Raw genomic sequence first — 24,793 nt, 5'->3', positions numbered from 1 at the left:
CCGAGGAGTGGAAGCGACCGCCGCGCGAGTGGTTCGAGGCCAAGACCCAGTTCGCCGTCGTGTTCGGCGAAAGGTTCGTCAGCCAGTGACGAAAACCGGCCTCGCGCACAGAATTCCTGACAGTCCCCTCCATCACTTTTACCGGGCAATGGCGTGGTTGGGCCTCGTCCCTGGACTTAAGCGTAAGCTCTGAAATCGTCATGTGTCGAAGCCCTCAAAGGCTCCGAGCATCGTGGCTCACGACCACGCGCGAAAGGTGGCGCCGGGACAGCGCTCACGGTTGGGCGAGGAACTCGGCGAAAAGGCGCGCCCCGCTTCACTACCAAGCCCAGCGGCGGCATCGACCCGCGGCCGTGGTGCCAGGGTTCTACGCGGCCATGACTCTCAACATCAAACGCTGGAAACGGCTCCTCGACCTCAAGAACCAAACCATGGCCTGCTGCTGCCCATCCTGATCTACTGCGTCGACAAAAAGGGGCCGCCCGTCCTCGTAATCAACCACCAAGACGATTCGGGAAAGGCGCCTTGGTGCAACGCTTACCGCATGTCAGGACACCCAGCGGTCCAACAGGCCCTGCGCAATCAACTTCGAGTCGCTCGGTCTTCCCCGACTCTACGTCTCTGTCCAAGCTTAATCCGGTCGAACCGCCGTGGTACGTGACCCGTATGCCCGGTGGCATGGGAGGGGCGGCGCCGCGAGGCGTCCCCCTATCCCGATCAATCCTGAATATCAACAAGCCTTAGATTGCAGTCGGATCAATCCGATGTTGTTCTCGATGGCGATCGCGGTGCCAAATGGCTTGGAGAGCTTCTGTAGCCGCTCCAGAATGGATCTGGCCTGGCCTCCTCCGGCTAGCCTAGGAACGCCTCTGTTAGCGAACCTATTCGTGCGACGTAACTCGATTGGATAGAGTTGCAACTCGACGAGTTGGTTGCCCTTAAAGCGGCTCGTCGTGACGACGCTCTCGTAGAACTCCACTCCAGACTGGGGGCCAACAAATCCTTCGGCTGTCGGATAACCTTTTGCCACTTCATCGGCTGTAACTTCGGCATCTGTATCAAACTGCGGATTCTTACCGTAGACCTCGTACATATCAACGCCGACCGGGGTTCGGATGTCCTGGCAGAAGAAGTTACCTAGGCTATAAAAGATCGGCCGTCCTTTGTAGATTTCGATGCCTCGCAATATATGTGGTCCGTGCACAATATATGCGTCGGCTCCCGCATCGATAAGCCCACGAGCAAACGATTGTTCATAGTCCGCTGGTTCTTCGCACCATTCGCCCGGCTCGTGCCCATGGTTGGTCGCTATGCAGAAGTCAGAGACCTGCTTACCGTGACGAACATTGCGCAATATATTTGCGGCGTCGCGCGAGTTGATCTCGAAGCTGTAGCCGGCGCGATCGCCTGCCTTGAAGATCACTTCACCTAGGACAACTTTGCTCAACTCTTTCACTGATGACGTATATCCTGGCAATGCCTCGCGAACTTCCCTCAGGTTTTCAAGCATGTTGTTTGGAACCGTCACGCTCATTGTCAACCGAAGGGCGTTGAGGCCTGGTCTTCCCGGCGCCTCGCCGGTCGGATCGCAGGCGCGGGACATGGGCGTGATAGTCGTAGCGAAGGAAACGAGAGCCACTCGCCCTCGCCGAGTTTCTAGAAACCGCGCCGCACCGGCCTGTCCGAGGGTCTCTCCCGCTCCTGCGTGAACGATCCCATTCATCTCAAGGGACCGGCTAGTCTCGCGCATACCTTCGACCCCCCAGTCAAGTGTATGATTATTTGCGCGACTCAGCATATTGAAACCCATTGCTCTCAAATCAGGTCCAAGCTCTGGCGCGCTGATGCAATAGGCTCCGCCATACTCCGCTTCCGGCTGTCCCTTAGACCGAAAATCCAGGATGTTGGTTTCCAAATTACCGAACTTCACGTCAGCTCCCTCGAAAATTCGGAGGACATCGACGAGGCCAGGATGGTAGCCTTTTGTAACTGGCCGCGCATAGAGAAGATCGCCCACTGCAGCCACCGTAAAACCATCTTCAACGTTGGTTTCTATTGAACCGACGGTATCGAAGCTGCCATCCTGGGTGATTTTTTCCGCCTGGTCTTCGTTGGAATGCCTATTCATTATTTCTCCTCGCTGGTCGCAGCGAAAACATTATGCCTTGGTCTCTTCCGAGCAAACGAGGCAATGCTGTTAGGCTGTAAGGGATCAATTGCTTGAGCCATGACGCGTGTTGCCGGCGCGCGCACATGGCAGGCTACAAGGCGCCCATCTGCCATTGGAACCAAAGGCGGGACATCGATGCGGCAGGGCTCGACCGCTAGCGGACACCGAGGGTGGAACGCACAGCCGCTTGGCGGGTTGATCGGGCTTGGCACTTCCCCTTCCATGGGCGTCTCCAGCCGAACCCGGGTTGGGTCAGGCACAGGCGCTGCGGCGATCAGCGCCTCGGTGTAGGGGTGGACCGGCTTGGCAAAGAGAGCCTCACACGGCGCGAGTTCCACAATCCGTCCCAGATACATGACCGCCACGCGATGGCCGATATGCTCGACGACACCAAGGTCGTGCGAGATGAACACGAAGGCGATACCCATCTGCTGCTGGAGGTCGAGGAGCAGGTTCAGGATCTGCGCCTGCACAGACACGTCAAGCGCTGAGACTGCCTCGTCTGCGATGATGAGCGAGGGCTGAAGAGAGAGAGCCCGCGCGATGCCGAGACGCTGCCGCTGGCCGCCCGACATTTCGGAGGGCAGCCTGTGCATCATCTCGGGTGACATTCCGACCTTCTTTAAAAGGTCCGCGGCTAGTGCGTTGCGCTGCTTGCGACTCAGGCGCTCGAAATTTTCGACCGGCTCGGTGATGATCTGTCCGGCGGTGAGGCGTGGGTTCAGCGATGAATACGGATCTTGAAAGACCATCTGCATGCGACGGCGAGACGTCCGAAGCGCCTCCTTCTTGAGGATCGCTATATCGATCCCGTCGATCAGAACGCGACCCTTTGTTGGCTCGAGGAGGCGCATCAATAGCCGCGCGACGGTCGACTTGCCACAGCCGGATTCGCCGACGATGCAAAGTGTTTCGCCAGCTTCGACAGAAAAGGACACATCCTCCACGGCCCGCACGACCGGAATGGTCTTCTTCAGCAACCCCGCGCCGAGTGGATAATGCTTGGTCAGATTCTCGACTTTCAGCAGCGGACCACTCATGCCTTGATTACCTCCTCAGAACGCCAGCAGGCCGCTGTGTGACCCGGGACGACGTCACGCAGGATTGGCGTCTTCTCGCGGCAGATGTCGATTGCAAACGGGCATCGGGGTGCAAAGCTGCAGCCGACGATTGGCTCGCGCAGGCTTGGCACGATGCCGGGGATTTCCGGAAGACGACGCTGTCGACCCCGCCGCCGATCCGGAACCGAGCGCATCAGAGCCTTGGTGTATGGGTGAGCCGGGCGCGCGAATAGTTCAGTGACCGATGCCTGCTCGACGATTCGGCCAGCGTACATGACAATCACCCGTTGGCAGGTCTCGGCCACAACGCCCAAATCGTGGGTGATGAACATCACGGCCGTTCCCATGCGCTCTTTCAAATCGACAATGAGCCGCAAAATCTGCGCCTGGATCGTGACGTCAAGCGCAGTGGTTGGCTCGTCTGCAATCAACAATTCCGGCGAGCAAGCAAGGGCCATGGCGATCATGGCGCGCTGACGCATGCCACCGGACATCTCATGGGGATAGTTGTAAACTCGTCGACCGGCATCGGCAATTCGTACCAGGCGAAGCATCTCTTCGGCCTTTGCCATGGCTGCCGCGCGCGACGCGTTCGTGTGGATCTGCACTGCCTCGGCAATCTGACGGCCGACCGTGTAGACGGGGTTGAGGCTTGTCATCGGGTCCTGGAAGATCATTGCGATTTGGTGGCCGCGGATCTGCCGCATCTCTCGATCTGAAAGCCCGAGGAGGTCGCGTCCGCGAAAGCGGAGTTCACCGCCGACCGTCTTTGCCGTCAGCTTTGGAAGCAGGCGAAGTATGGAAAGGGCCGTAACACTTTTTCCGCATCCCGATTCGCCGACAACGCCGAGAGTTTCGCCCTTGTTGATGTGGAAGCTAACACCACTGAGCGCGCGGGTAACGCTTTCTTCGCCAAAAAAGTGCGTTTCGAGATCTCTGATATCAAGAAGCACCTGGTTCCCTGTTGTTTGGTGCACCTGCATGTCAGCGCCTCCGCTTCGCGCGCGGATCGAACAGGTCGCGGAGACCATCCCCTAGCAGATTGACGGCAAGGACCGTGATGGCAAGAGCGATGCCGGGGGCAAAAACTGTCATGGGGGAAATGGCAAGATACAGGCGCGAACTTGAGATCATATTGCCCCAACTCGGAATTTCGGGGGGGACGCCCACACCCAAAAAGCTCAGCCCGGCCTCCGTCAGAATCGCATCTGCACAGACAATAGCGCTCTGCACCATCAACGGTGGGATTGTGCTCGGCAGGATGTGCCGCCAAAGCACCTTCGGCAGGCGCGCACCACCGCAAAGAGCGGCTTCGACATAAGGACGATCGCGAACACTCAGAACCACAGAACGGACCAGCCGCGTGACGCTGGGTATCTGAGGAATCGTAATGGCGACAATAAGGATGCCGATCCCTGGCCCTGTCAGAGAGATAAGAGCGATGGCCAACAGAATCGTCGGGATCGACATCAACCCGTCCATGACCCGCATGACGATGTTGTCAAAAGCACGGATGTAGCCAGCCACAATGCCGATAATAAGCCCACCCACAGTCGCGCTCATGGCCGACATAAATCCCACTAAGAGGGAAATCTGCGCGCCGTACATGGTGCGCGCAAATACGTCGCGCCCCAGATTATCGGTGCTAAACCATGCTGCGGCGGAAGGCGGCTGAAGCCGTTTGAATGGGTCCATGTTAAGCGGATCGCCGGCGTAAAGCGGGGCAGCGAGTGCCAGAACAATCAGCAGCGTCAGCAGGCCGCCACCTGTTACCACCAGCGGATGCCGCCTTGCCAGGCGCGGAAGGTCAAATAGTCGCAAGCGTCCCGTTGGGACCGTTTCGACTGGTGCGGAGAGAATCGTCATATTAGTACCGGATCCGAGGGTCGACAAGGGTATAAGAGAGGTCGACCGCGAGATTGATAATGACGTACAGTCCCGAAACAAGGATGAGCACGCCTTGAATGATGGGGTAGTCGCGATTGTTGATCGCATCGACCACCAAACGACCGATACCCGGTATATTGAACACGGTTTCGGTGACGACAACGCCGCCGATCAAACCAGCAAGACTTAAGCCGGTGACGGTCAGGATTGGGACACCCGCATTCTTCAGTGCATGGTGGAAAAGCATGGCATAGGAGGACGCGCCCTTGGCGGCGGCTGTCCGCATATAGTCTTCCGACAAAACTTCGAGCATGCTCGCCCGCGCGATGCGGGCAATGAAAGCAATATAGGGAATGCTCAAAGTTACGGTCGGCAGGATCAGGTGTGTAAACCACAGCCCCAAGCCTTGGTGGATTGGCTGGTATCCCTGGACCGGTAGCCAATGGGTAGTGATTGCGAAGAAATAGATGAGAAAAAAGCCGACCACAAATACCGGGACGGAAAAACCGAGTGTCGCGAATGCGATCAGGAGCCGATCGACAAGACCTCCAGTCCGCCACGCAGCGAGAATCCCCATCGCGACCCCACTAGTTACCGAAAGGACCATCGTCAGGATAGAAAGTGAGACAGTGGGCTCCAGCCGCTGCGAGATGAGCTCGAGAACAGGCCGCCCTGCAAAGATCGAAGTGCCGAAATCACCGCCGAGCATGCTCCGCACCCAACGCAAGAACTGAATGGGCATAGGATCGTTTAAACCAATTTGCTGACGGATGCCGGCAATCATTTCTGCCGTAGCCGACTTACCGGCAATAATGGCCGCGGGGTCGCCCGGGGCGAGCCTTAGAAGCAGGAAAACGAACATCCCGACCATCGCCATTACGGCGATCGCTGAGATCAACCTGCGAAGGATGTATGTCAGCATTATCCTTGGCCCTTCTTCATATTCCACATCGCTAGGAGCGCCGGCATCTCAATTAGCCCTGTAAGCATTTTGCTACGCGCAATCGGCTCGACGATCTGCCCAAGCCTCACATCACCGACAAAATTCCACCAAGTTGACTGCATTTTGCGGGCTAGGGCCTGGCGCTCCTCCAGATTTGCGACATCTTCCCATTTAGATCGAAGCGCCTCGTATTCGTCGTTCTTCGGCCAGCCATACCAAGCCTTGTCTCCGTTAGCTGCCAGGAAAGGCGCACTGATGGGGTCGCCCTGGACGAAGTCGGGATCGTTTGTGATAAAGATGCTCCAGCCACCGCTCTCAACCGGCCCTCGGTTGGCGCGGCGCGCGACAATCCCGCCCCAGTCGCTCGTCGTAAGCTCGGCATTGATGCCAATTTTCTGCAGCGTGGCAGCGAGAAGTTGCGCGCCGGCGTGCGCCTGTGCCCAGTCTGTGGGATCAAGAATGTCGACCTTCTCGCCCGCGTACCCCGCTTCCTGGAAGAGCTGCTTGGCCTTTTCCGGATCGCCGCCCTTCTTAAACCAGTCGATGTTTTCGTCAATAGAGTACCGGGTATTGTTTCCAAAGATCGAAGTCAGGGTGTGCGCATATTTTAGATCGGGCGCGATAACGCGCAAAAAGGCTTCCTGATCGATCAGGTAAAGCATTGCTTGGCGCGCCTTGACGTTGTCAAACGGCTTCTGCAGGTGGCTCATGCGTAGGTTCACGACCTGCAATGCAAGATTCGGATCACTCTCGATCGCGGGGTACAAGTCGGCGGACGGCGTCGACATGAAATCGACCTCACCTGCCTGCAAGGCAGCGAACGACGTTTGCTGATCGGCTATATTTTCCCAAACAACGCGATCAACTTTGACCACCTTGCCGCTAGCGAAGCCGTCGGATGGCTCGATCCGCGGAACATATTGCACATTGCGTTCATATGTGAAGCTCGAGCCGGGCTTGGCGAGCGCTTGATTGAATTTGAATGGCCGCGACCCGACGTTGGTGGTCACCTGCTCGGTTGCGGGCCGCCGCTCAGCGTCCTTCTTCTGCATGATGAACGGCACCGGCTCCGACACTTTGGCCAACAAATCGGTCGGGGTTCCAAGCGGCTCCTTAAGCGTAAAGGTCTTCTCATCCTTGCTCGATATGTCGCGGGCGCGCTCAGTAATCATTTGGCCGCCGGTCTCAACCTGGGCCCAGCGGCGAATTGATGGCACGCAGTCCCTGGCGGTGACAGACGTACCGTCACAACGGAACGGCGACTGAGTGGACACTCGTCCATTCGATCCTCCCAGATTTCCCGACTTCTGTCGGTGTGTGTTGGACTCAACATAGATGCGTACAGGAGTAATTCCGCATCTCATTTGCATCAATTGTGAAATGGACGCGGCATAATACCCCTCTGACTGAGGCACTCCCGTCAAAGTCCCCGTGTGCACTCTACATAGATCTACGGTGAGGCACGGACACCGATGATTTCGGCTTGTTTAGGATCGTGACGTTCTCGCGAGCCCACCAAGTGACCCCGCTCGATTGATGCGGTGACGTCAGAGCTCAAATGCAAGGCCTGACCCATCTCACTCATGCGGTTCGACATAACGCACACGAGTCAAGGCAACCCGGTAGTACGTGAACTGCATTACGACCACGCACTCTGGTCTTAACCCGATTCACCGGTCCTCTCAGATCCCAACACGGTCTCGACCAGCTTTACCCAATAGCCGATGCCATAGGGCAAGGCCTCGTCATCGAAATCAAATGCTGGATTATGACACGCAGGCGTTGGCCCATTGCCAAGGTAAATGTAAGCGCCTGGTCGCGCCTCGAGCATATAGGCGAAATCCTCCGCTCCCATATCAAATCCTACATTTCCATCAACGGAAGCGGTCCCGACAAGGTTGCGCGCCGCCTCGATCGCCAGATTGGTTTCTTCGGTGGAATTGAAGGTCGCTGGAACCGATCGGAGATATTTGAACTCAATCTCTGCGCCGAACCCCCGCGCAATGCCCTGGGCCGCAGCCGCAATCTCTTTCTCGGCGAAATCCCGCAGGCTGGATGCAGAGGTCCTGACGGTCCCGCCGATCTCGACCTGATCGGGAATGACATTATAGGCCTGTGCGGCATTTAACTTGGTCACGGAGATTACCAGCGACTCCAAGGGATCAGTTTTGCGTGATACCAGGGTCTGCAGTCCCATAATAATCTGGGCTGCAATGACAACGGGATCAATCGTGTGAGATGGGACGGCCGCATGTCCACCTCGCCCCTTAACGATGATATCAAAATCATCTTGGGAGCCCATAATCGAGCCGTGACGGATGCCGAATTTCCCGACTTCGATGCCGGGGGCGATATGCATGCCAAATACCCGCGAGATTCCGAAGCGCTCCATGATCCCTTCCTGGACCATTTTAAAAGCCCCCGTCGGGAATGCTGGCTCCTCGGCCGGCTGGAAGATAAGAGCGACTGAGCCCTTAAAGTTACGTGAGCTCGCAAGATGTTTTGCAGCGCCCAGCAACATGGCCGTGTGACCGTCATGGCCGCACGCGTGCATGATGCCCGAGGTCTTCGACGCCCAAGGCTTATTTGATGTCTCGACGATTGGAAGGGCATCCATGTCTGCTCTCAACCCGATCGTCGGCCCATCTCCGCCTACTCCCTGAATCAATGCGACGACGCCTGTCCCCGCAATTCCGGTTTCGATGTGGTTTATGCCAAATGAAGCGAGCTTCTCGGCAACAAACCTTGCGGTGTTGTATTCTTGGAAGTCCAGCTCCGGATTTTCGTGGAGATAACGGCGCCAATCGGTGGCCTCGCTTTGTAACTCCCGGAAAATGTCAATGTCTCTCATGCTGTACAAGCCCTTCTACCGTTTCAAATAGGATACGACCTCAAGCAACGACTCCTAGCGATCGGCCTACCTTAGTAAATGCATGAACCGCGAGGTCGATGTCCTCCGCGGAATGCGCTGCCGATATCTGGGTTCGAATGCGCGCTTGATCTCTCGGCACGACCGGAAAGGAAAAGGCCGTTACATATACGCCTTCAAGCAGCATTCGATCAGCGATTTCCTGGGCCACGCGTGCATTACCCAATAGGACGGGTACGATAGGATGGCGGTTCCCGAGCAACGTGAACCCTGCACTCGTCATCTTTGACCGAAATCGATCAGCGTTGTCGGAAAGTTTTTCGCGCAGCCCGTCGCTCTTCTCGATGATCTCGAACACCTTCAAAGAGGCGCCCGCGATTGCCGGCATGAGAGTGTTGGAGAACAGGTAAGGCCGGGAGCGCTGTCGGAGCAAGTCGATCACCTCCTTCTTGGCGGAGGTATAGCCGCCGGAGGCACCGCCGAGGGCCTTTCCGAGTGTGCCGGTGATGATATCTACCCGGCCCTCGACGCCGCAATGCTCCGCTGACCCGCGCCCATGCTTGCCGACGACACCGACGGCATGGCTGTCGTCGACCATCACCATAGCGCCATACTTCTCGGCCAGGTCGCAGACGCCTCGCAGATTGGCTATAATACCGTCCATCGAGAAGACGCCGTCGGTAGCGATCAGCTTGAACCGGCCCCCTTCGGCCTTCTTCAACTCTTCTTCTAAGGCCGTCATGTCATTGTTGGCATAGCGGAAACGCTTAGCCTTGGAGAGCCGCACACCGTCGATGATCGAGGCGTGGTTCAGGGCATCAGAGATGATGGCATCCTCCTCGCCGAGCAAGGTCTCGAAGAGACCTCCATTAGCGTCGAAACAGGAGGAATAAAGGATCGTATCCTGCATGCCGAGAAAGGAGGAGATGCGCGCCTCAAGCTGCTTATGCTTCTCCTGCGTGCCGCAGATGAAGCGCACCGAAGCCATGCCGTATCCGTAACGGTCGAGTGCAGCTTTTGCGGCAGCGCAGACGTCGCCGTTATCAGCAAGACCAAGATAGTTATTGGCACAGAAGTTCAGCACCTCGCTCCCATCTGCCACCCGGACCTTTGCCGATTGACGAGAAATGATGGTGCGTTCGGATTTGTAGAGCCCTGACGATTTAAGTCTCATCAGTTCTTCATTTAGGAATGCAACAAAACGGTCGGTCATAGTTGTCCGAGGATTGGTGGAGAGGCCGAAGAGGGCACAGGTGGCTGGTCCGTGTTTGAAGGATGAGCCACCTGCCGACTAAGTCACGGGTAGGCCACGGCGGAAGACCATTCCGGATCCGAGTGCTTCTGCCAGTACAAATCCATCAATTGAGTAGTTACACTGCCTACCTTGCCATCGCCGATGACGGTATGATCGATGCGCGTCACCGGCATAATACCTCCCGCTGTCGAGGTGATGAACACCTCGTCTGCTTGAAGCAGTTCGTCGCGAGCGAGGTCTGCCGCTGCCACTGTCAATCCGGATTCTTCGCACAGCTCAAAGACGGTCTGACGCGTAATGCCCGGCAGTACTCCGAAGGCGGGAGTTGTCAACTGCCCTCCCTTCACCGCAAACACATTGAAGCCAGGGCCTTCGGCGATGTTGCCGTTGGTGTCCATGATCAGGGCGGTTTCCGCGCCGAAGTCATAGGCGTCAAAAAGCCCCTTGACCAGGTCGAGCCAGTGATAATTCTTGATCGCCGGATCCACGGATTTAGGCGGAATACGGACTGTTTCGCTGACGGCGATATGGAGACCACGCCTCAGCTGTTCGCTATTGGCGACCGAACCATATGGAACTGCGAATGCAAGGAAGCGATTCTCAGCCTCCCTCGGGTCCCGACTGAAAGTTGGGGATGCGCCGCGGGTGCTTATCATTTCGACGTACGCCGACCTGTGCCCAGACAAAGCAACACAATTAGTCAAAATCGCTTGAATTTCTTCACGGCTATACGGCAGCTTCATCCGCAGACGTTGCATACCCCTGAAGAAGCGATCCAGATGGAGATTTAGCCTGAAGAAACGACCCTCCCACACGTGCACAGTATCATAGGTGGCATCGGAATGAAGGAAGCCCCAATCAAGGACTGAAATCTTTGCTTCCGACATGGGCAGATACTGTCCATCCATGAAGGCAACGCCGTGCGGGTAATTGCGAGCATCGTGGTGGCGCGACTTGACTTCTGGAAGGTCTCCTTGCGACCCAAACGTTGCAATTGTCATGTTCTCTTTCTCCTGCTTCGCCAACGGTATTGTGTACCCGCCCGCATTGTCGATCGATGCCCACTCGTGTGCCGCGACCCTAACTCATAGTGGCCTCCAAATGTCGCCTACTCGAGACTAGCGGATCTTATCCGATGGCAAGCTCGGCAATTCTTTGGGTTGTCGGCGGCAGTTCGGCACAACGCCGACTACGTATGATTCATCGCAGGAAATTTTGGGCAGGAACGATCAAACTGGTAGGACGAACGCAACGGACGCTTCATAAAAAGTGCCTGGGTGGCTAAAACAGTCAGGTGAAAAAGGGTCAGACCAAGACGCGGGGCTCGAACTTCACACGATCGAGTGTTATCATGCTTTTAAATTTGCGTACGTTCGCATTGGTATATAGTTTTGTCTTCACAAATACGTCGAAAGCTTCCACATCTTCCACTGCAACAATCAGAACGAAATCCGCATCTCCGGTCACCATATAACACTGAGTTACCTCCTTTGCGGCCCGCATGGCGCGCTTGAAGTCATCGACGAGATCCAGCCGCTCCCGGTCGAGCTCTACGTTCACAATTACCGTAAGTGACTTTCCGAGAGCCTTTGGATTTACCAGGGCGACGTCAGCGACGATCACTCCATCCACACGCAGCTTATTGACTCGCCGCATACAGGACGCGGCAGACGAGCCAACAATATCCGCCAGTTCAGCAAACGAGAGTCGATTGTTTACCTGCAGTGCGGCGATGAGGCGCCGATCGAGGTCGTCCAGCATGTATATCTGCAGCTCCCTTTGGACAAGCATTCCCTTAAGATCATTTTACGCGAACGACGATACCAAATTCTAACGCTTTCACCAATGGAACAGTGGATTTATTTCAATCTAAGCCCGGAGGGTGAAATCTACATTTCACGTCGCCGCCTCGGTCGTAGGTTCCCCATTTGGGCGGTTTCCGGCCGCAACATTGCGACGTCGCGCTGAGGGTAGCCCCGCAAGGTCGCCGACAATTTTTAAGAGTGGGAAAGTACAGATAACCGATCAGCCCGGATGGGTGTTGGCTCCTGGAGCGGCGGCGCTGCGCGTCATCGGGCCATCGCGTCGGCCATGGACGTGGCGGGGACGCGGTTCAAGGGCTAGCTATTCGCTTCATCCGATCGCCCGCGGCGGGATCGACAAGTCCTTCCGGATCGTCAAAGGTTGGATCGGTCTCCCTCAACGTTGCGGCCAGCCCCCTTGCGACGAATGTCGCCAAGTGCTGAACCCGCTGCCGTACCACGCAGTTGATGTAGTCCGTCCGTAATGGTGCTGTATGCGATCGTGGCCGCCGCGCTCACTGCGGCGTTACCCCCTCGGCCCGCAGCCAAAGTTTGGCCGTCTGCGAAGCGTCGCCGACAACGCTGCGGACGGACAGAACCTACCGGAGCTTGATGGCGGCAATGTCGACCGTCGCTCGTGTCTGCGACCCCCTATTTGTGACCGCCCCTAAATCCTCACTGCTCCACTCAGAAATTTAACGACGCTGCCTGAACGCGCGCGGACCGGCACCGGCGATTACTCTGGCCCCATTGAAAAACTGGATATGGCGCCGGGGCTAACCTGGCTTGGGCGGCGCGCATCTGGCGAAACGGCCCTCCGACTTCCACGCCCCGCAACCATGGATACCTTCGTAACTTTGTTCAAGCGCGCACCGGCGTTCCGTCTGTCGGTTGGCGCATATTGGGCGAGGGTTAAAGTTGGATTTCATCGAGCGGCCAAATCGGGCGGCGGATATGGCGGTACGTCCTCGGCCCGGCGGATCCCAGCCCGCCTGCGTCCACCTTGATCACCTCGCGAGCGATCGGTTCGAATGCCGCGCGGAAATGATGGTACGACTTCAGCGCGATCGTGGCGCAGTGCAACGGATCGATGCCGATAGAGCTAAGCTGGGCGAGGTCGATTGTTTGTTCTGGCCGCGAGATCACCCCGATTTCGATGCCGCCTACGCGCAGCATCAGGCTCGGCCCGAAGCTGCGCCATGCGCCTCCGCCAAGAAACGACGGTCCGTGACAGCGAAAGCGGCCGTCGGTAATTGAGACAATCTGCGCCTCGATCTCGAGCGGCCCCCCACCCATCTCCGGGGCTTGCTTGCCGCCAAGCAGAATGCGGCCCTTGTTGCCTACGCCGATGACGATCCCGGCCTGTACGGCCTCTGGATCGTAAATGGCATGGAAGGCCGCGTTCTGGAGGTCGGCGGCGATCATCGCGCGCAGCAGATCAGTTGTATCGCCATAAGCTCCGCCGCCGGGATTGTCGCCGATATCCGCTATCACAAGAGGCTTGTTGGCGCCAGCCTCCCCGGCTTTGGCACGTTCAAGGGCCTCTGCGACGCTGACCTCTGTGTCTGTAGTGGAAACGAACGCCCGTGTCTCCCACGCGTAATCCATAAATTCCTCTGCTATGCGCCGCGCCTCGGTGCTGTCGCCATCGGCGGTAACGGTGACACTGGGCCCGACGTCGTAGATGTCGCTCCACGAGAACCCTGCGCAGACGCTGACCACGAGTGCCTTGCCAGAGACTTCCAGCGCCTCGCCGCGGTCGATCAGATCACGCATCGGGCCAGCCTGAGTGCGTCCGCCGTCGAGTCCATCTAGCATCGGACGCTTTGCGATGACGGTGCGGGGTCGGATCTCGCCGCGTAGGACTCGATTCACCAGCTCGGCCCCCTGCCAGGTGCGTTCATAGTAGTCGATATGGGGGTAAGTGCGCACGGCGATGAGCGCCGAGGCGTTCGCCGCCATCTTCTCCGTGACGTTGGCGTGAAGGTCGAGCGTGGCGACGATCGGCGCGTCGGGCCCGAGCATGGCGCGCAATCGAGCGAGCATCTCGCCTTCCGGATCCTCGAAACCTTCAGCGACCATGGCACCGTGCAGGTTGATGAGCGCGCCATCGCAGCCTTCGCCGCCGGCAAGAAACCAGGCGCAGAGCTGCTCGAAAGTTTCGTTCGTCACTGTGCCGCCAGGAGTGGCGCTAGCTGCGAGCGGATGAGACAGCGTCCAGCCGAATTTTTCCGCCGCCTCGAATGCCGCACCTAGCGCGGTGCGCGTACCCCGTCGGGCCGGCGGAATCTCGTCGCCCAGCAGTAAGCCACGGGCCCGGAAATGTTCGAGCGTAGTCGGGACCTTGCTGAAAGTATTTGCTTCGTGTTCAATCTCGCCAGTGAGGATGCGGTAATTCATGGAAAGTCTCCAGAGAAGAAGGAAAAAATAGGCCAAAGCCTGACTATTTCCGCAATCACTTATATGCCGACTGCAGAGATCGGGAGTTCACTGCAATTGCGGTCGATTACAGGGCACCTGGCCCGGATCAGAGCATGACTGAAGATCTCAGACCATCACCACGAAGGCGATGGTCGAGAATATCCTCGAAACATGTGGTCAGCTTAGGCCTTGTGCATGTTCCACATCGGGAACACCGATGGCGCCTCGACGAGCCCAATGAGCGTCTTGCGACGCACGCTTGGCGAGACAATCTGGCCTAACAAGATCTCGGGGACGTAATCCCACCAAATTTGCTGCATCTTGCGGGCCAGAGCTTTGCGCTCCTCGAGCGTTTCGACATCCGACCATTGGGTTCGAAGGGCCTCATATTCATCGTGTTTCGGCCAGCCGAACCACGCTTGGTCGCCATTCATTGGGAGGGTGACCTCGGTGATGACAGTGCTGAGAGTTGACTCAGTTGTGCTCGTAATAAAAATGCTCCAGCCGCCGTCCTCAACTGGTCCCTTATTACCACGACGAGCGACAACCCCGGCCCAGTCGCTCGGTGCAAGCTCAGCATTGACCCCAATCTTGCGCAATTCGGCCGCCAAAAGCAGTGCGGCGTTGCTGGCCTCCGCCCAGTCGGAGCTCTGGAGAATGACAATCTTCTCACCGGCATATCCGGCCTCCTTGAAAAGTTGCTTGGCTTTCTCCGGATCGCCCCCCTTCTTGAACCAGCCGGTATTTTCATCATTTGACACAGGCGTCTCGTTTCCAAACATTGATGTGACGGTGCGACCAAATCTCGGATCAGGAGCCGTGACTTTCAAAAACGCTTCCTGATCGATCAGGTGAAGCATCGCTTGACGCGCTTTCACGTTGTCAAACGGCTTCTGCAGACAATTCATGCGTGCGAACATGTCTTGGCCTAATCTGTCCATAATCTGGAGTTCCAAATTGGGATCGCTCTCTATCAGCGGCAAAAGATCGCTGGATGTCGTGGAAAGAAAATCAACCTCGCCAGCCTGCAGGGCTGCAAGTGCTGTTTGCTGATTGCCGGCTAGGCCCATTTCAGCTACCACACGATCAACCTTCACGACCTTCCCGCCGGCCAGTCCATCAGAAGGTTCTTTACGTGACACATATTTTTCATTGCGGTCGTAGGTGAAGCTTGAGCCCGGTTTAGCAAGCGCATGGTTAAACCTGAACGGCCCTGATCCGATATTCGCAGTCACCTGCTCGGTTGCAGGAAGACTCGCGTCCTTCTCGCGCATCATGAAAGGGCCTGCCAGGATCTCGAGCAGAGTACCTATTGGCGCGTTTAGGACGATGGTGAAAGTCTTGTCATCCTTCTTGGAGATCTCTCTAGCCCGCACCTTAAGCAATTTACCGCCGGGAGCCACTTCGCTCCAGCGACGGATCGAAGCGACACAATCCGCCGCGGTGACAGAGGTGCCGTCATGCCAAGTCAGGCCATCTCGAAGCTGGAATGTATAGGTCTTTCGGTCGTCGGAAACGTTCCACTCGCCCACCATCTGCGGCTGTGGCACAAGCTTCGAGTCTCGCGCGAATAGCGTGTCGTAGATCGCGGTGGCGTGATTTACTGTATCGTCAGTGGCCGAAACAACCGGATCGAAGACTTGGAAGGCTCCGAGCACCATGCGGACCGTTCGGTCAGAGTTTTGCGATGTCTGCGCTCGCAAGACCGACGGCACCGACAACGCCGTGCCGGCAGCCAGTCCTAATTTAACCAGTTCCCGTCGAGTAACTCTCATGTTCCTTCCCCTTTTAGCTATTTGCACGGCTAACCAGTGCCTATTGAGACGGCCGAAGCCGCCAATGTCACCCCCTTGAAAAAGGAGAGACAACCAAAATCGTAGCACCGAGGATGGCTGCCATTTACCGCAAAATGTGCTTTCGGATGAAATGTCCACATACCAAAATGCTGCATTTTGAAATGCATTAGCCGAGGCGGGTCAGGCGGCTCTCACTTCGAGCGCTTATCCAACCTGTTGGCGTGATCTTGAGCTGCCTGTGGCGTCGATCTCACCGGCTGTCTGAAGGAGTGAATTTCACACGCGGGCGACCAATGACACTATTGTCGGCTTGTTAAGTCCGTGACATGGGGTGGCGTTCGCCGGCACTATTGTGCTGCCGTTAACCCTCTGAATTTTGTCTAGGAAATTGTGTTGGTGTTCCGCTGTGCAGTTGGCACAAATTTTGAAGCTTGCTTCGCAGCGGGTAGCAAGGGCTGCCCCGGCGTTTATTTCGACCGAGGCTCGTGGATAGTGATTAGGAATATTTTCGCGAATAACCGTGAGGTCGTCGCAAGTATTCTATCGTTTGATTTGGGGATAGTTCATGCCTAACGAGTGCAGGTCCAACTCGCTATCTGCCTTCGAACACATGGAATCGAATGTGAGGTCATATTCGCGTTCCTTTCCCGTTGTGTTCAGAAAATCTGCAGGAGCCATTCTCGAAGATGAGAATGGCTCTGAGTTCATCGACTTTCTGTCGGGGGCCGGCGTTCTTAACTACGGGCACAACGACCCCGATCTGCTAAATCACCTAGTAGAATACGTAAAATCAAACGGCGTCATCCATGGATTGGACATGGCCACTCCGGCTAAAAGAGAATTTATGGAGGATTTTGATGCTATCATTTTGAGGCCACGCGGCCTGACGTACAAATTTCAGTTCCCCGGTCCGACCGGAGCCAACGCCGTGGAAGCTGCTCTGAAACTCGCTCGCAAGGCGACCGGCCGGCACAATGTAATTTCATTCACAAACGGCTTTCACGGTGTGAGCTTGGGCGCGCTCGCGATAACCGGTAATCGATACTACCGAGAGGCCGCGGGCCTTCCTGCAGCTGGCGCAGTGTTTATGCCCTATGACGGATATTGGGGGGCCGACAATGACAGTTCGGAGTATCTGGAAAGGGTGCTTGCTGATGCAAGCAGTGGTGTTGATATGCCCGCAGCAGTCATTCTGGAAACCGTCCAGGGCGAAGGCGGCATCAACCCTGCGAGCAAGGACTGGATGCAGTCGATCGAGCGGATTTGCAGAAAGGATGGCATCCTCCTAATTGTTGATGACATTCAAGCCGGCTGCGGTCGAACGGGCAGTTTCTTCAGTTTCGAGTTCGCTGACATATCACCAGATATAGTCGTTTTGTCGAAGTCCCTTAGCGGTTGCGGATTGCCGCTGTCGCTTTTGCTCCTCAAACCCGAATTGGACGTGTGGCGGCCGGGCGAACACAATGGGACCTTTCGAGGCAACAACCTGGCGCTCGTGACCGCGACTGCCGCCTTGCGAAAATATTGGACGAATAGCAAGCTGTCTGAACGCGTTGCCGAAAACGGGCGCGTCTTGAACGAGCACCTTCGGCAGTTCGCTCAAAGCAGTCGAGATCATAGCCTTTCAGTGCGCGGACGGGGCATGATGCTAGGGCTTGATTGCACTACGGCTAATTTGGCCGAAAAAATCGCCCGCAAGGCCTTCGAGAATGGGCTTGTGGTAGAGCGATGCGGGGCCGAGGACCAGGTCATCAAGTTTCTTCCTCCTTTGACAATAGATGAGCCTACGCTTCAACGCGGTCTCGACATTCTGGACAAGTCGGTCCGGGCAAGCGCCTAGAGACGAAGTATGACAATGGGGACTCGTCGAGGCCGGGTTTTCACAACCATGCTTCCGACCTGTCGCTGAGCAGATTCTCGGGCGGTTTGCGGCGGTCCTCAAATTGGCTGGTTAGCTGGTCGATAAATTTTGGATGTCGCCGCAGTCTCTCTCTCTCTCTCTCTCTCTCTCTCTCTCTCTCTCTCCGGAAAGCTTCTGACCTGAGACCCCGAAGCTCCTCCAGTTTGTGGTAGAGTTCGTCCCGCTCTGCTCTGAGACCGAAGTTTGGAGCGCCGGGAGCTGGAGTTTTCCGGCTGCGATCACGGTAGCGGGCTGGCAGCGCCACCGGGATTTTGCAGTGCGATCGGGACCTTATATCTGGCCTGCTGCCGGTTTCGTGGACACGAGGTTAAGCTAACATAGCTTGTTCCTCGAACTCCACGGGGCTCAGATAGCCCAACGTAGAGTGCCTCCGCCGCGGGTTGTAGAAGCGTTCGATGTAGTCGAACACATCCGCCCTGGCGGCATCTCTCGTCCTATAGACCTTGCGGGCTGTTCGCTCGGTTTTCAGCGACGAGAAGAAGCTCTCCATGGCTGCATTGTCCCAGACATTGCCCGACCGGCTCATCGAACACGTGATCCCGTGGTCGGCCATCAGGCGCTGGAACTGCTCGCTCGTATATTGCGATCCCTGGTCGGAATGATGCAGCAGGCTGTCGGGCTTGCCGCGGCGCCAGATCGCCATGATGAGGGCGTCGGTGACGAGCTGAGCTGTCATCTCGGCCTCCATCGCCCAGCCGACGACACGCCGGGAGAACAGGTCGACCACGGCGGCAACGTAGAGCCAACCTTCGGCGGTCCAGATGTAGGTGAAGTCGGCGATCCATTTCTGGTTCGGCGCCGATGCCTCGAAGGCGCGGTCGAGAAGGTTGTCGGACACGGCGGCTCGTTCGCCTGTATCCTTCGGCAATCCGCGACGCCGAGGCCGGGCACGCAGCCCGTTCTCCCGCATCAGCCGCTCGACACGATGCAGGCCGCAGGAAAGACCCTCGGCCAGCACGTCATGCCATACGCGACGAGAACCATAGGTGCGGTCGCTGCTCTTGAAGCTGCGGTCGATCCTAGACACGAGGATCTCGTCATGCCGGGAGCGAGCGCTGGGGCTGCGGTTGAGCCAGGCATGGAAGCCTGAGCGGGACACATCCAGCGCACTGCACAGCCATGCCACCGGCCAGATGTTCCGGTGCCTCGCGATGAAAGCGAACCTCATGTCACTTCCCTCGCGAAGTAGGCTGCGGCCTTTTTTAGGATGTCGCGCTCCGCCTTCAGCTTCGCCACTTCCTTGCGCAGCCGGGTCGATCTCCTGCTGCTCAGGCTTCATCTGCCCATGGCCGGGAAACGCATGCTGCGGATCGGTCGACAGCTCGCGCACCCATTTGCGCAGCACATTCTCGTGGACATCGAGGTCGCGGGCAGCCTGGGCCACCGCAACGCCCCGATCCTTGATCAATCTCACCGCCTCAAGCTTGAACTCGCGGCTGAATTTCCTTCTCTGCATTCCCACTCTCCAGTTCCGTTAAACACCTTATCTCGGTGTCCACGAAACCGGCAGCAGGCCAATCCGATCGCACTGTGAGGACGAACCTCATTGTAGTATCGACGCCAATCCTCCAACTTTTCACGGGAATCTGCAAGCGTCAAAGCGTCAGGAACCAGTGCGCGTTTAAGCACTCGGCCCTGAGCTTGCTATTGAAGGCCTCGATATAGCCGTTGTCGGTGGGCTTTCCCGGCCGTGAGAAGTCGAGCGTGACGTCGTTGGCGTAAGCCCACAGATCGAGATCCCGCGAGATAAACTCACTGCCATTGTCGACCCTAATCGTCTTGATAGCCAATCTGGCCGCATACGCGTTCGAGGGTCTGAACCACATCCTCGCCGCTATACGTGAAGCGCGGATCGGTCGCCGGACAATAGCGCGAATGGGTGTCGATGATGGTCAGGATGCGCAGCTTCTTGCCCGTCGCAAGCTGGTCATGAACAAAATCCATAGCCCAGACATCGTTCGGTCCGACAGCTTCCTGGCGGTCCTCCCTTAGCTTCGCCTTCACTCTTTGCTTGGGATGCTTGTTCCTGAGCTGAAGGCCCAACTCGTTGTAAATCCTGCGTGTCTTCTTCATGTTGACGATCCATCCCTCCCGGCGCAACAACACATGGACGCGACGGTAGCCGTAGCGCACCCGCGTCTCGCAAATCTCCCGAATCCGTCGTTCGAGCGCGGCCTGCCCGGTGCGGCGAGATTTGTAATGGTAGGTCGAGGTGTCGAACGTTAGCGCCTTGCAGGCCCGCCTGATCGATATCCCCCAATCCGCCAGCATCCCGTCGACCAGCTTGCGCTTCCAAGCAGGCCTTAGATTTTTCGGCGGATAACGTCCTGCAGCATCTCGCGATCGAGCGGTCGGCAACGATCTTCTTCAGGCGCCCATTCTCATCTTCCAGCGCCTTGAGCCGACGCATCTCATCGGGTAGCAAGGCAGCATACTTCTTACGCCAGTTGAAATACGTCGCCTGGCTGATCCCGGCCTTGCGGCAGATCTCCGCCACGGTCACACCGTCATCGCCCTGCTTCAAAATGAACGCCTTCTGCGCGTCCGAAAACTTCGATGCTTTCATCGTCTTCCGCCTCCTTCTCCCAGCCAGGAAAATACAGCGAAAAACTCTAACCAAAAACGATCCAGTTATCGGGGATCAGAGCAGGTCCTGGTAGGTCGACACGGGCACAGAGCTTGCCAATTGTCGCGTAAAGGGCTTCGTTGGGAGGGCCGGTAATTCCAGCAACGTCATAGCTTCCACACAGCGGGGAACATTCGCGGATAAGCGCATCGAGATTGTCTGCATCGAGGCTGACAGCCTCGATGCCTTCGGCAGCAAAATAGTCGTACGGAGTTGGATCAGCCGATAGGGTAATTGGATGACGACCAAGGCAATGAGCTGCGTGGATGTAAAGCAGACCGGTACCCCTACTATTTTCCTCAAACAGGACGAGCACTCTTTTTGCCTGGCTATTAAATCCGACCTTGCTTTCTCTGCGGCGATACAGCCTTCCAAGCTGGCTCTGATTTACGGCGAAGGTATAACTATCAGCGCATTTGTGAATTCATTTGAAATATTTGTTGCCGTCCATCGGCGGTGAAACGTCCGATTTGACCTGCTGTCCCCGTGTAAATCGCGTCGTCATTCCTGGAAAAGCGAGCAATCGACACCTACTGTCGGGTCTGTCGAATCCCCGACAAATTGTTTTCGGCCTGGCTCCTTGCTGCACTCCTGAGCAAATCATTGAACGAAAAACGGAAAAGACTTCGGAGGCTCTCTCAACGCAATTGGCATGACTTTTGAGGAGTCTTCCTCATGAAACGCAACGCGAGGCGGCACTGGCTTTGCCTGGGGGATTCAAATGGTCAGGACGGCTTGTTCAGCAGCAAGACGTCGAGGATGTTCTTCGTAGATGCGGCCCGGGAGCTGCCCGCGGGAATGTGGGAGCCAGTGCTGCGACCGCGATGTCCGGTATGGGATAAGCTGACAGTACACGATAGCCATGCCGCCCCCTTCAGGCGCTCGACCAGCTCTGCGGTGTGCCCTGCCAGGCCGCCTGCGAATACCTAAAACAAGGAGTCTATGATGAATGACCGAAGTCCACCAGATAGCGCTGACGAACTTGCGGTTTTGCGCCATCTTGAGTCAGAGGTGTGCAGCTATGCACGCAGCTTTCCCGTAGTTTTCGGGAGGGCGCGAGGGGCTCAACTGTTTGCGCGAGATGGGACGGCCTATCTCGATTTTCTCATGGGCTGCTCAAGTCTAAACTATGGCCACAATCCCCCAGAGCTGAAGTCAGCGCTCGCAGACTACATTGCGAGTGACGGCATCACCCATGGCCTCGACCTTTATAACGAGGCTAAGGAGTCTTTCCTACGAGAATTCCACGAAACGATTCAAGCCCCGACAACTAGACTACGTCGTACAGTTTCCCGGCCCGACCGGCGCCAACGCGGTCGAGGCTGCCCTCAAGCTTGCGCGCAAGATTACTGGTCGGACCAATATTATAGCCTTCACCAACGCTTTCATGGCGTGAGCTTAGGCGCGCTCTCCTGCACCGGCAACCGGTACCACCGCGCAGTCGCCGGCCAGTTGCTCGGTGGGGTTACGCGGCTACCATATGATGGCTACCTTGGACCCGCCGTGGACACCGCAGATTACCTTGATCACTCGCTCTCGGATCCCTCCAGCGGAGCGGACGCCCCGGCTGCGGTGATTGTCGAGACAGTTCAGGGCGAAGGCGGCCTCAATGTCGCCAGCGCGGCCTGGTTGCGCAAACTAGCGCCCGTCACGCAGAGATACGGAGCTTTGCTGATCGCAGATGATATTCAGGCAGGTGTCGGCCGGCCCGACGCATTCTTCAGTTTCGAAGCGGCGGGGCTCCGTCCGGACATAGTCACAATTGCCAAATCGATATCGGGCGACGGCATGCCGATGGCCCTGGTCCTTATCGAACGAAAACTCGACAGGTGGGAGCCAGGCGAGCACAACGGAACGTTCCGCGGCAACTGCCATGCTTTCGTCACCGCGCGTGCAGCCCTAGAGCACTTCTGGCGAACGGAGAACTTTGCAGCGTCCGTCAGGAAGAAAGGCAATCTGCTGAAAAGCCGACTTGAGCAGATCGCGCAGAAGTACGACCCAGACCGAGCGTCAGCCAAAGGGTCGTGGCATGATGCGAGGCATCGATCTCAAGTCGGGCGAGGTTGCGGGGCAAGTCATCAGCACCGCCTTCCAGAGGGGCCTCATCGTCGAGACGGCCGGTCCCAAAGACGAGGTCGTGAAGTGTCTGCCACCTCTTGTCATTGAGGAGGATCAGCTTAGCCAAGGGCTCGACATCCTCGAGGACGCAGTCTGCAGCGTGATCGGCAGCACAATGAGCACGGCGGGTTGAGAGGCGAAGCATGATCGTCAGGGACGTCAACGAGAAGAAATTGACAGCCTTGCGAATGAGACGAGGAGGCCGGCAAAGCGTGCAGTTGCTCTTCAAGGAGCCGCCCATGCGTTCAACGAATGCAATATCTCGAACAACCCTAGATGTCATCTAAGCAGCAAACAACACTACTACATATACTAAAGGGATAAGCCGATGACCATAACATCTATTGGCCGACAAGACGCCGTTTACATAAAGAATGTTCCTCGAAAAGGACGCGGCCTATTTGCGAATGTGCCATTTAGAGCTAACGCGGTAATAGAACGATCTACGACATGGGGGTTTAGCCGGTCAGAGGAAACGTTATTACGACGTACAGGGCTATTTGAGTACTACTTTGTTAGACCGGAGACTAATAATCGCCTAATAGCAGGATACGTTGTATTCGGCACCATCTCAGTAGTGAATCACTCATTCTCCCCTAATGCAGAAATTGTTTGGGACGATGACGAGACTGGAGCGTGGATATCTATCATAGCGTTGAAAGACATCGATATCGATGAGGAAATCACCCATTTCTATGCGAATATAAACGAGTATTCAAATTCAAACGAGTTTGTTGCATAAACTTCTTCTAGAGATTTTCGTCTCAGGTTACTGATCGAGATAATTCAATGCGAAATGAGATTACCGTTAAAGAGCTCGCAATGCGCATATTGGCCGTAGATGACCTAGTGCGCAAATTCGGTCTTCAAATTGCGATAGGTAATAATTTTGAGGAGTACGTCAGAAACACGGGAATACTTCCTGGAAAGCCGCCGATCACTCCTCACTTCCGACCGGACTGTTCTGATCTGCTACCTGAAAAGGCGTTTTGGATCATCGGTCGAGATCAGGAAGGACGCATAGCACATGCCCAAGCAATGCGCTTAGATGATCTATCCCACACCAGCCTTTCTGAGCATCTTGTGTCACTCGAAGCCTGCTTCGCGGCCCCTGACCTCAAAGCCGGTCCCGGTTCCTCATGCAGCTGCTCCGCGCCGACTGCTCGCACATTAAAGGGGCTGGTAGCGTATCATGGCGATGTGTGGTTACGCGAGGACTTTCGCGGTCGCGGGCTTGCGGGCTTTGTTGGTCGCCTTGCATTTGGACTAGCATGGGCTAAATGGTCTCCAGATTTAATCTACGCCCTAGTTGCTGGCTGGAATATCGAAAAGGGTGTAGTCGATCGCTACGGATATCAGCATCGTGAGTACGGCTCTGTTCTGCGTTTGCCTGCTCTAGGAATTAGTCACGACGACTGGCTGGTTTGGATAACTCGGAATGAACTGTCAAAAATACTTTCGAGTACGTTCACATTGCGGACGCGCCAAGAGTCCGTTTCTTGAAATCAGTAGGCATTCCGGCCGAGGGGTTTCTCGCCCATGGTGACCAGGACCATGGCGGGCGAGATGTCTTTTATCGTGGGCGAGTAGGCCAGCCACAGGATTTGCGCCTTCCGTGGCTGGGCTGCGAGCGCGCCGATGGGAGGCGGGGCACATGTTCCGGCGCTCGACGTCCTGACCCGCGCGTCACGTGCCCCCAGCATCTGCTCCAAGCGACGATGCGGGCGACCAGAGAGATCGGGCCAGGCCCGTTACACTTTGGTCCGTAGGCCTTTCGGATCGAAGAACGCCTGAAGTGTAACCGCTGTTCTCAGGCCACGGCCTTGAGTGGCGCGGGGGCATAGGCCCAGGGCAGCAGGTCGTCGAGCTGGCTTTGCGGATGGCCTGCGACGATGCGGGTGATGACGTCGGCGAGGTAGGCGTA

Annotated in this window: 20 protein-coding genes and 2 pseudogenes; 6 read left to right on the top strand and 16 right to left on the bottom strand. The window is 56.7% G+C overall.

The annotated features are described in order from the left end of the window. From O7A70_RS32075 to O7A70_RS32015, 13 genes are all read right to left on the bottom strand, one after another. A partial coding sequence (locus O7A70_RS32075) for a hypothetical protein (RefSeq protein ID WP_337143926.1) occupies positions 1 to 202 on the bottom strand: 202 nt, incomplete at its 3' end. A 528-nt stretch (positions 203 to 730) separates the two neighbouring features. Further along, positions 731 to 2,128 carry a CapA family protein gene (locus O7A70_RS32070; RefSeq protein WP_337143925.1) on the bottom strand — a complete coding sequence of 466 codons (1,398 nt, stop codon included), beginning with the start codon at positions 2,126 to 2,128 and terminating at the stop codon, positions 731 to 733. Next, the gene (locus O7A70_RS32065; RefSeq protein WP_337143924.1) at positions 2,128 to 3,210 is read right to left on the bottom strand and encodes an ABC transporter ATP-binding protein; all 1,083 of its coding nucleotides are present in this window, start codon (positions 3,208 to 3,210) and stop codon (positions 2,128 to 2,130) included. Before O7A70_RS32065 ends, O7A70_RS32070 begins: the two co-directional genes overlap by 1 nt. Next, on the bottom strand, positions 3,207 to 4,214 hold the full coding sequence (locus tag O7A70_RS32060; RefSeq protein ID WP_337143923.1) for an ABC transporter ATP-binding protein: 1,008 nt from the start codon (positions 4,212 to 4,214) through the stop codon (positions 3,207 to 3,209). Before O7A70_RS32060 ends, O7A70_RS32065 begins: the two co-directional genes overlap by 4 nt. Position 4,215: 1 nt before the next feature. Then, a complete protein-coding gene (locus tag O7A70_RS32055; protein WP_337143922.1) occupies positions 4,216 to 5,097 on the bottom strand; it encodes an ABC transporter permease in 882 nt (293 codons plus the stop codon). Position 5,098: 1 nt separating this feature from the next. Further along, entirely contained in the window at positions 5,099 to 6,040 is a 942-nt protein-coding gene (locus O7A70_RS32050) for an ABC transporter permease (protein ID WP_337143921.1), read from the bottom strand. Beyond that, complete coding sequence (locus tag O7A70_RS32045) at positions 6,040 to 7,335, bottom strand: ABC transporter substrate-binding protein (RefSeq protein ID WP_337143920.1); 1,296 nt, start codon at positions 7,333 to 7,335, stop codon at positions 6,040 to 6,042. Before O7A70_RS32045 ends, O7A70_RS32050 begins: the two co-directional genes overlap by 1 nt. A gap of 386 nt (positions 7,336 to 7,721) precedes the next feature. After that, positions 7,722 to 8,912 (bottom strand): M20 aminoacylase family protein, encoded by a 1,191-nt coding sequence (locus O7A70_RS32040; protein ID WP_337143919.1) that lies wholly within the window; start codon positions 8,910 to 8,912, stop codon positions 7,722 to 7,724. Positions 8,913 to 8,952: 40 nt separating this feature from the next. Then, a complete protein-coding gene (locus O7A70_RS32035; protein ID WP_337143918.1) occupies positions 8,953 to 10,143 on the bottom strand; it encodes a glycine C-acetyltransferase in 1,191 nt (396 codons plus the stop codon). Positions 10,144 to 10,226: 83 nt separating this feature from the next. Next, positions 10,227 to 11,186, bottom strand: a complete 960-nt coding sequence (locus O7A70_RS32030) for an aminotransferase class IV (protein WP_337143917.1) — start codon at positions 11,184 to 11,186, stop codon at positions 10,227 to 10,229. Between the two features lie 304 nt (positions 11,187 to 11,490). After that, a complete protein-coding gene (locus O7A70_RS32025; RefSeq protein WP_337143916.1) occupies positions 11,491 to 11,946 on the bottom strand; it encodes an Lrp/AsnC family transcriptional regulator in 456 nt (151 codons plus the stop codon). Between the two features lie 953 nt (positions 11,947 to 12,899). Then, positions 12,900 to 14,387: a M81 family metallopeptidase gene (locus O7A70_RS32020; RefSeq protein WP_337143915.1), complete on the bottom strand. Its 1,488-nt coding sequence runs from the start codon at positions 14,385 to 14,387 to the stop codon at positions 12,900 to 12,902. A 203-nt stretch (positions 14,388 to 14,590) separates the two neighbouring features. Further along, a complete protein-coding gene (locus O7A70_RS32015) occupies positions 14,591 to 16,183 on the bottom strand; it encodes an ABC transporter substrate-binding protein (protein ID WP_337143914.1) in 1,593 nt (530 codons plus the stop codon). A gap of 586 nt (positions 16,184 to 16,769) precedes the next feature. Here O7A70_RS32015 and ectB point away from each other — a divergent pair. Continuing rightward, positions 16,770 to 18,044, top strand: a complete 1,275-nt coding sequence (gene ectB, locus O7A70_RS32010; RefSeq protein ID WP_337143913.1) for a diaminobutyrate--2-oxoglutarate transaminase — start codon at positions 16,770 to 16,772, stop codon at positions 18,042 to 18,044. Positions 18,045 to 18,432: 388 nt separating this feature from the next. Here the strand turns inward: ectB and O7A70_RS32005 are convergent, their stop codons facing one another. Both O7A70_RS32005 and O7A70_RS32000 read right to left on the bottom strand, forming a co-directional pair. Next, a complete protein-coding gene (locus O7A70_RS32005; protein WP_337143912.1) occupies positions 18,433 to 19,581 on the bottom strand; it encodes an IS3 family transposase in 1,149 nt (382 codons plus the stop codon). Then, a pseudogene (locus O7A70_RS32000) lies at positions 19,536 to 20,691 on the bottom strand (IS3 family transposase). Before O7A70_RS32000 ends, O7A70_RS32005 begins: the two are co-directional and overlap by 46 nt. 298 nt (positions 20,692 to 20,989) lie before the next feature. On the opposite strand from O7A70_RS32000, the gene O7A70_RS31995 reads away from it, so the two are divergent. The 5 genes and pseudogenes from O7A70_RS31995 to O7A70_RS31980 all read left to right on the top strand — a co-directional run bounded on the left by O7A70_RS31995 (position 20,990) and on the right by O7A70_RS31980 (position 24,372). Beyond that, positions 20,990 to 21,211, top strand: a complete 222-nt coding sequence (locus O7A70_RS31995; protein ID WP_337143911.1) for a hypothetical protein — start codon at positions 20,990 to 20,992, stop codon at positions 21,209 to 21,211. Between the two features lie 482 nt (positions 21,212 to 21,693). After that, positions 21,694 to 22,689 (top strand): annotated as a pseudogene (locus tag O7A70_RS31990) (aminotransferase class III-fold pyridoxal phosphate-dependent enzyme); the annotation flags it as partial. Between the two features lie 91 nt (positions 22,690 to 22,780). Next, positions 22,781 to 23,002, top strand: a complete 222-nt coding sequence (locus tag O7A70_RS31985; protein WP_337143910.1) for a hypothetical protein — start codon at positions 22,781 to 22,783, stop codon at positions 23,000 to 23,002. 195 nt (positions 23,003 to 23,197) lie between these two features. Next, positions 23,198 to 23,611, top strand: a complete 414-nt coding sequence (locus O7A70_RS34365; protein WP_442921241.1) for an SET domain-containing protein-lysine N-methyltransferase — start codon at positions 23,198 to 23,200, stop codon at positions 23,609 to 23,611. 47 nt (positions 23,612 to 23,658) lie between these two features. After that, positions 23,659 to 24,372, top strand: coding sequence for a hypothetical protein (locus O7A70_RS31980; RefSeq protein WP_337143909.1), 714 nt, complete (start codon positions 23,659 to 23,661; stop codon positions 24,370 to 24,372). 307 nt (positions 24,373 to 24,679) lie between these two features. Here the strand turns inward: O7A70_RS31980 and O7A70_RS31975 are convergent. After that, positions 24,680 to 24,793, bottom strand: a 114-nt coding sequence (locus O7A70_RS31975; protein WP_143748234.1) for a transposase domain-containing protein, incomplete at its 5' end; no start/stop codon positions are given.

Origin of the sequence: Mesorhizobium sp. Cs1299R1N1 (genome assembly GCF_037179655.1) — a bacterium.
GTDB lineage: Bacteria > Pseudomonadota > Alphaproteobacteria > Rhizobiales > Rhizobiaceae > Mesorhizobium > Mesorhizobium salmacidum.
Note: the sequence above shows the minus strand (reverse complement) of the source record. Positions and strands in the feature narration are given on the sequence as shown.

Coding starts and splice junctions, on each gene's coding strand:
- O7A70_RS34365 (WP_442921241.1), top strand. CDS start 23,198: ATGACCATAACATCTATTGGCCGACAAGACGCCGTTTACATAAAGAAT.
- O7A70_RS32050 (WP_337143921.1), bottom strand. CDS start 6,040: ATGCTGACATACATCCTTCGCAGGTTGATCTCAGCGATCGCCGTAATG.
- O7A70_RS32020 (WP_337143915.1), bottom strand. CDS start 14,387: ATGAATTACCGCATCCTCACTGGCGAGATTGAACACGAAGCAAATACT.
- O7A70_RS31980 (WP_337143909.1), top strand. CDS start 23,659: ATGCGAAATGAGATTACCGTTAAAGAGCTCGCAATGCGCATATTGGCC.
- O7A70_RS32065 (WP_337143924.1), bottom strand. CDS start 3,210: ATGAGTGGTCCGCTGCTGAAAGTCGAGAATCTGACCAAGCATTATCCA.
- O7A70_RS31995 (WP_337143911.1), top strand. CDS start 20,990: ATGACGACCAAGGCAATGAGCTGCGTGGATGTAAAGCAGACCGGTACC.
- ectB (WP_337143913.1), top strand. CDS start 16,770: ATGCCTAACGAGTGCAGGTCCAACTCGCTATCTGCCTTCGAACACATG.
- O7A70_RS32035 (WP_337143918.1), bottom strand. CDS start 10,143: ATGACCGACCGTTTTGTTGCATTCCTAAATGAAGAACTGATGAGACTT.
- O7A70_RS32030 (WP_337143917.1), bottom strand. CDS start 11,186: ATGACAATTGCAACGTTTGGGTCGCAAGGAGACCTTCCAGAAGTCAAG.
- O7A70_RS31985 (WP_337143910.1), top strand. CDS start 22,781: ATGATGCGAGGCATCGATCTCAAGTCGGGCGAGGTTGCGGGGCAAGTC.
- O7A70_RS32040 (WP_337143919.1), bottom strand. CDS start 8,912: ATGAGAGACATTGACATTTTCCGGGAGTTACAAAGCGAGGCCACCGAT.
- O7A70_RS32015 (WP_337143914.1), bottom strand. CDS start 16,183: ATGAGAGTTACTCGACGGGAACTGGTTAAATTAGGACTGGCTGCCGGC.
- O7A70_RS32025 (WP_337143916.1), bottom strand. CDS start 11,946: ATGCTGGACGACCTCGATCGGCGCCTCATCGCCGCACTGCAGGTAAAC.
- O7A70_RS32005 (WP_337143912.1), bottom strand. CDS start 19,581: ATGCAGAGAAGGAAATTCAGCCGCGAGTTCAAGCTTGAGGCGGTGAGA.
- O7A70_RS32060 (WP_337143923.1), bottom strand. CDS start 4,214: ATGCAGGTGCACCAAACAACAGGGAACCAGGTGCTTCTTGATATCAGA.
- O7A70_RS32070 (WP_337143925.1), bottom strand. CDS start 2,128: ATGAATAGGCATTCCAACGAAGACCAGGCGGAAAAAATCACCCAGGAT.
- O7A70_RS32055 (WP_337143922.1), bottom strand. CDS start 5,097: ATGACGATTCTCTCCGCACCAGTCGAAACGGTCCCAACGGGACGCTTG.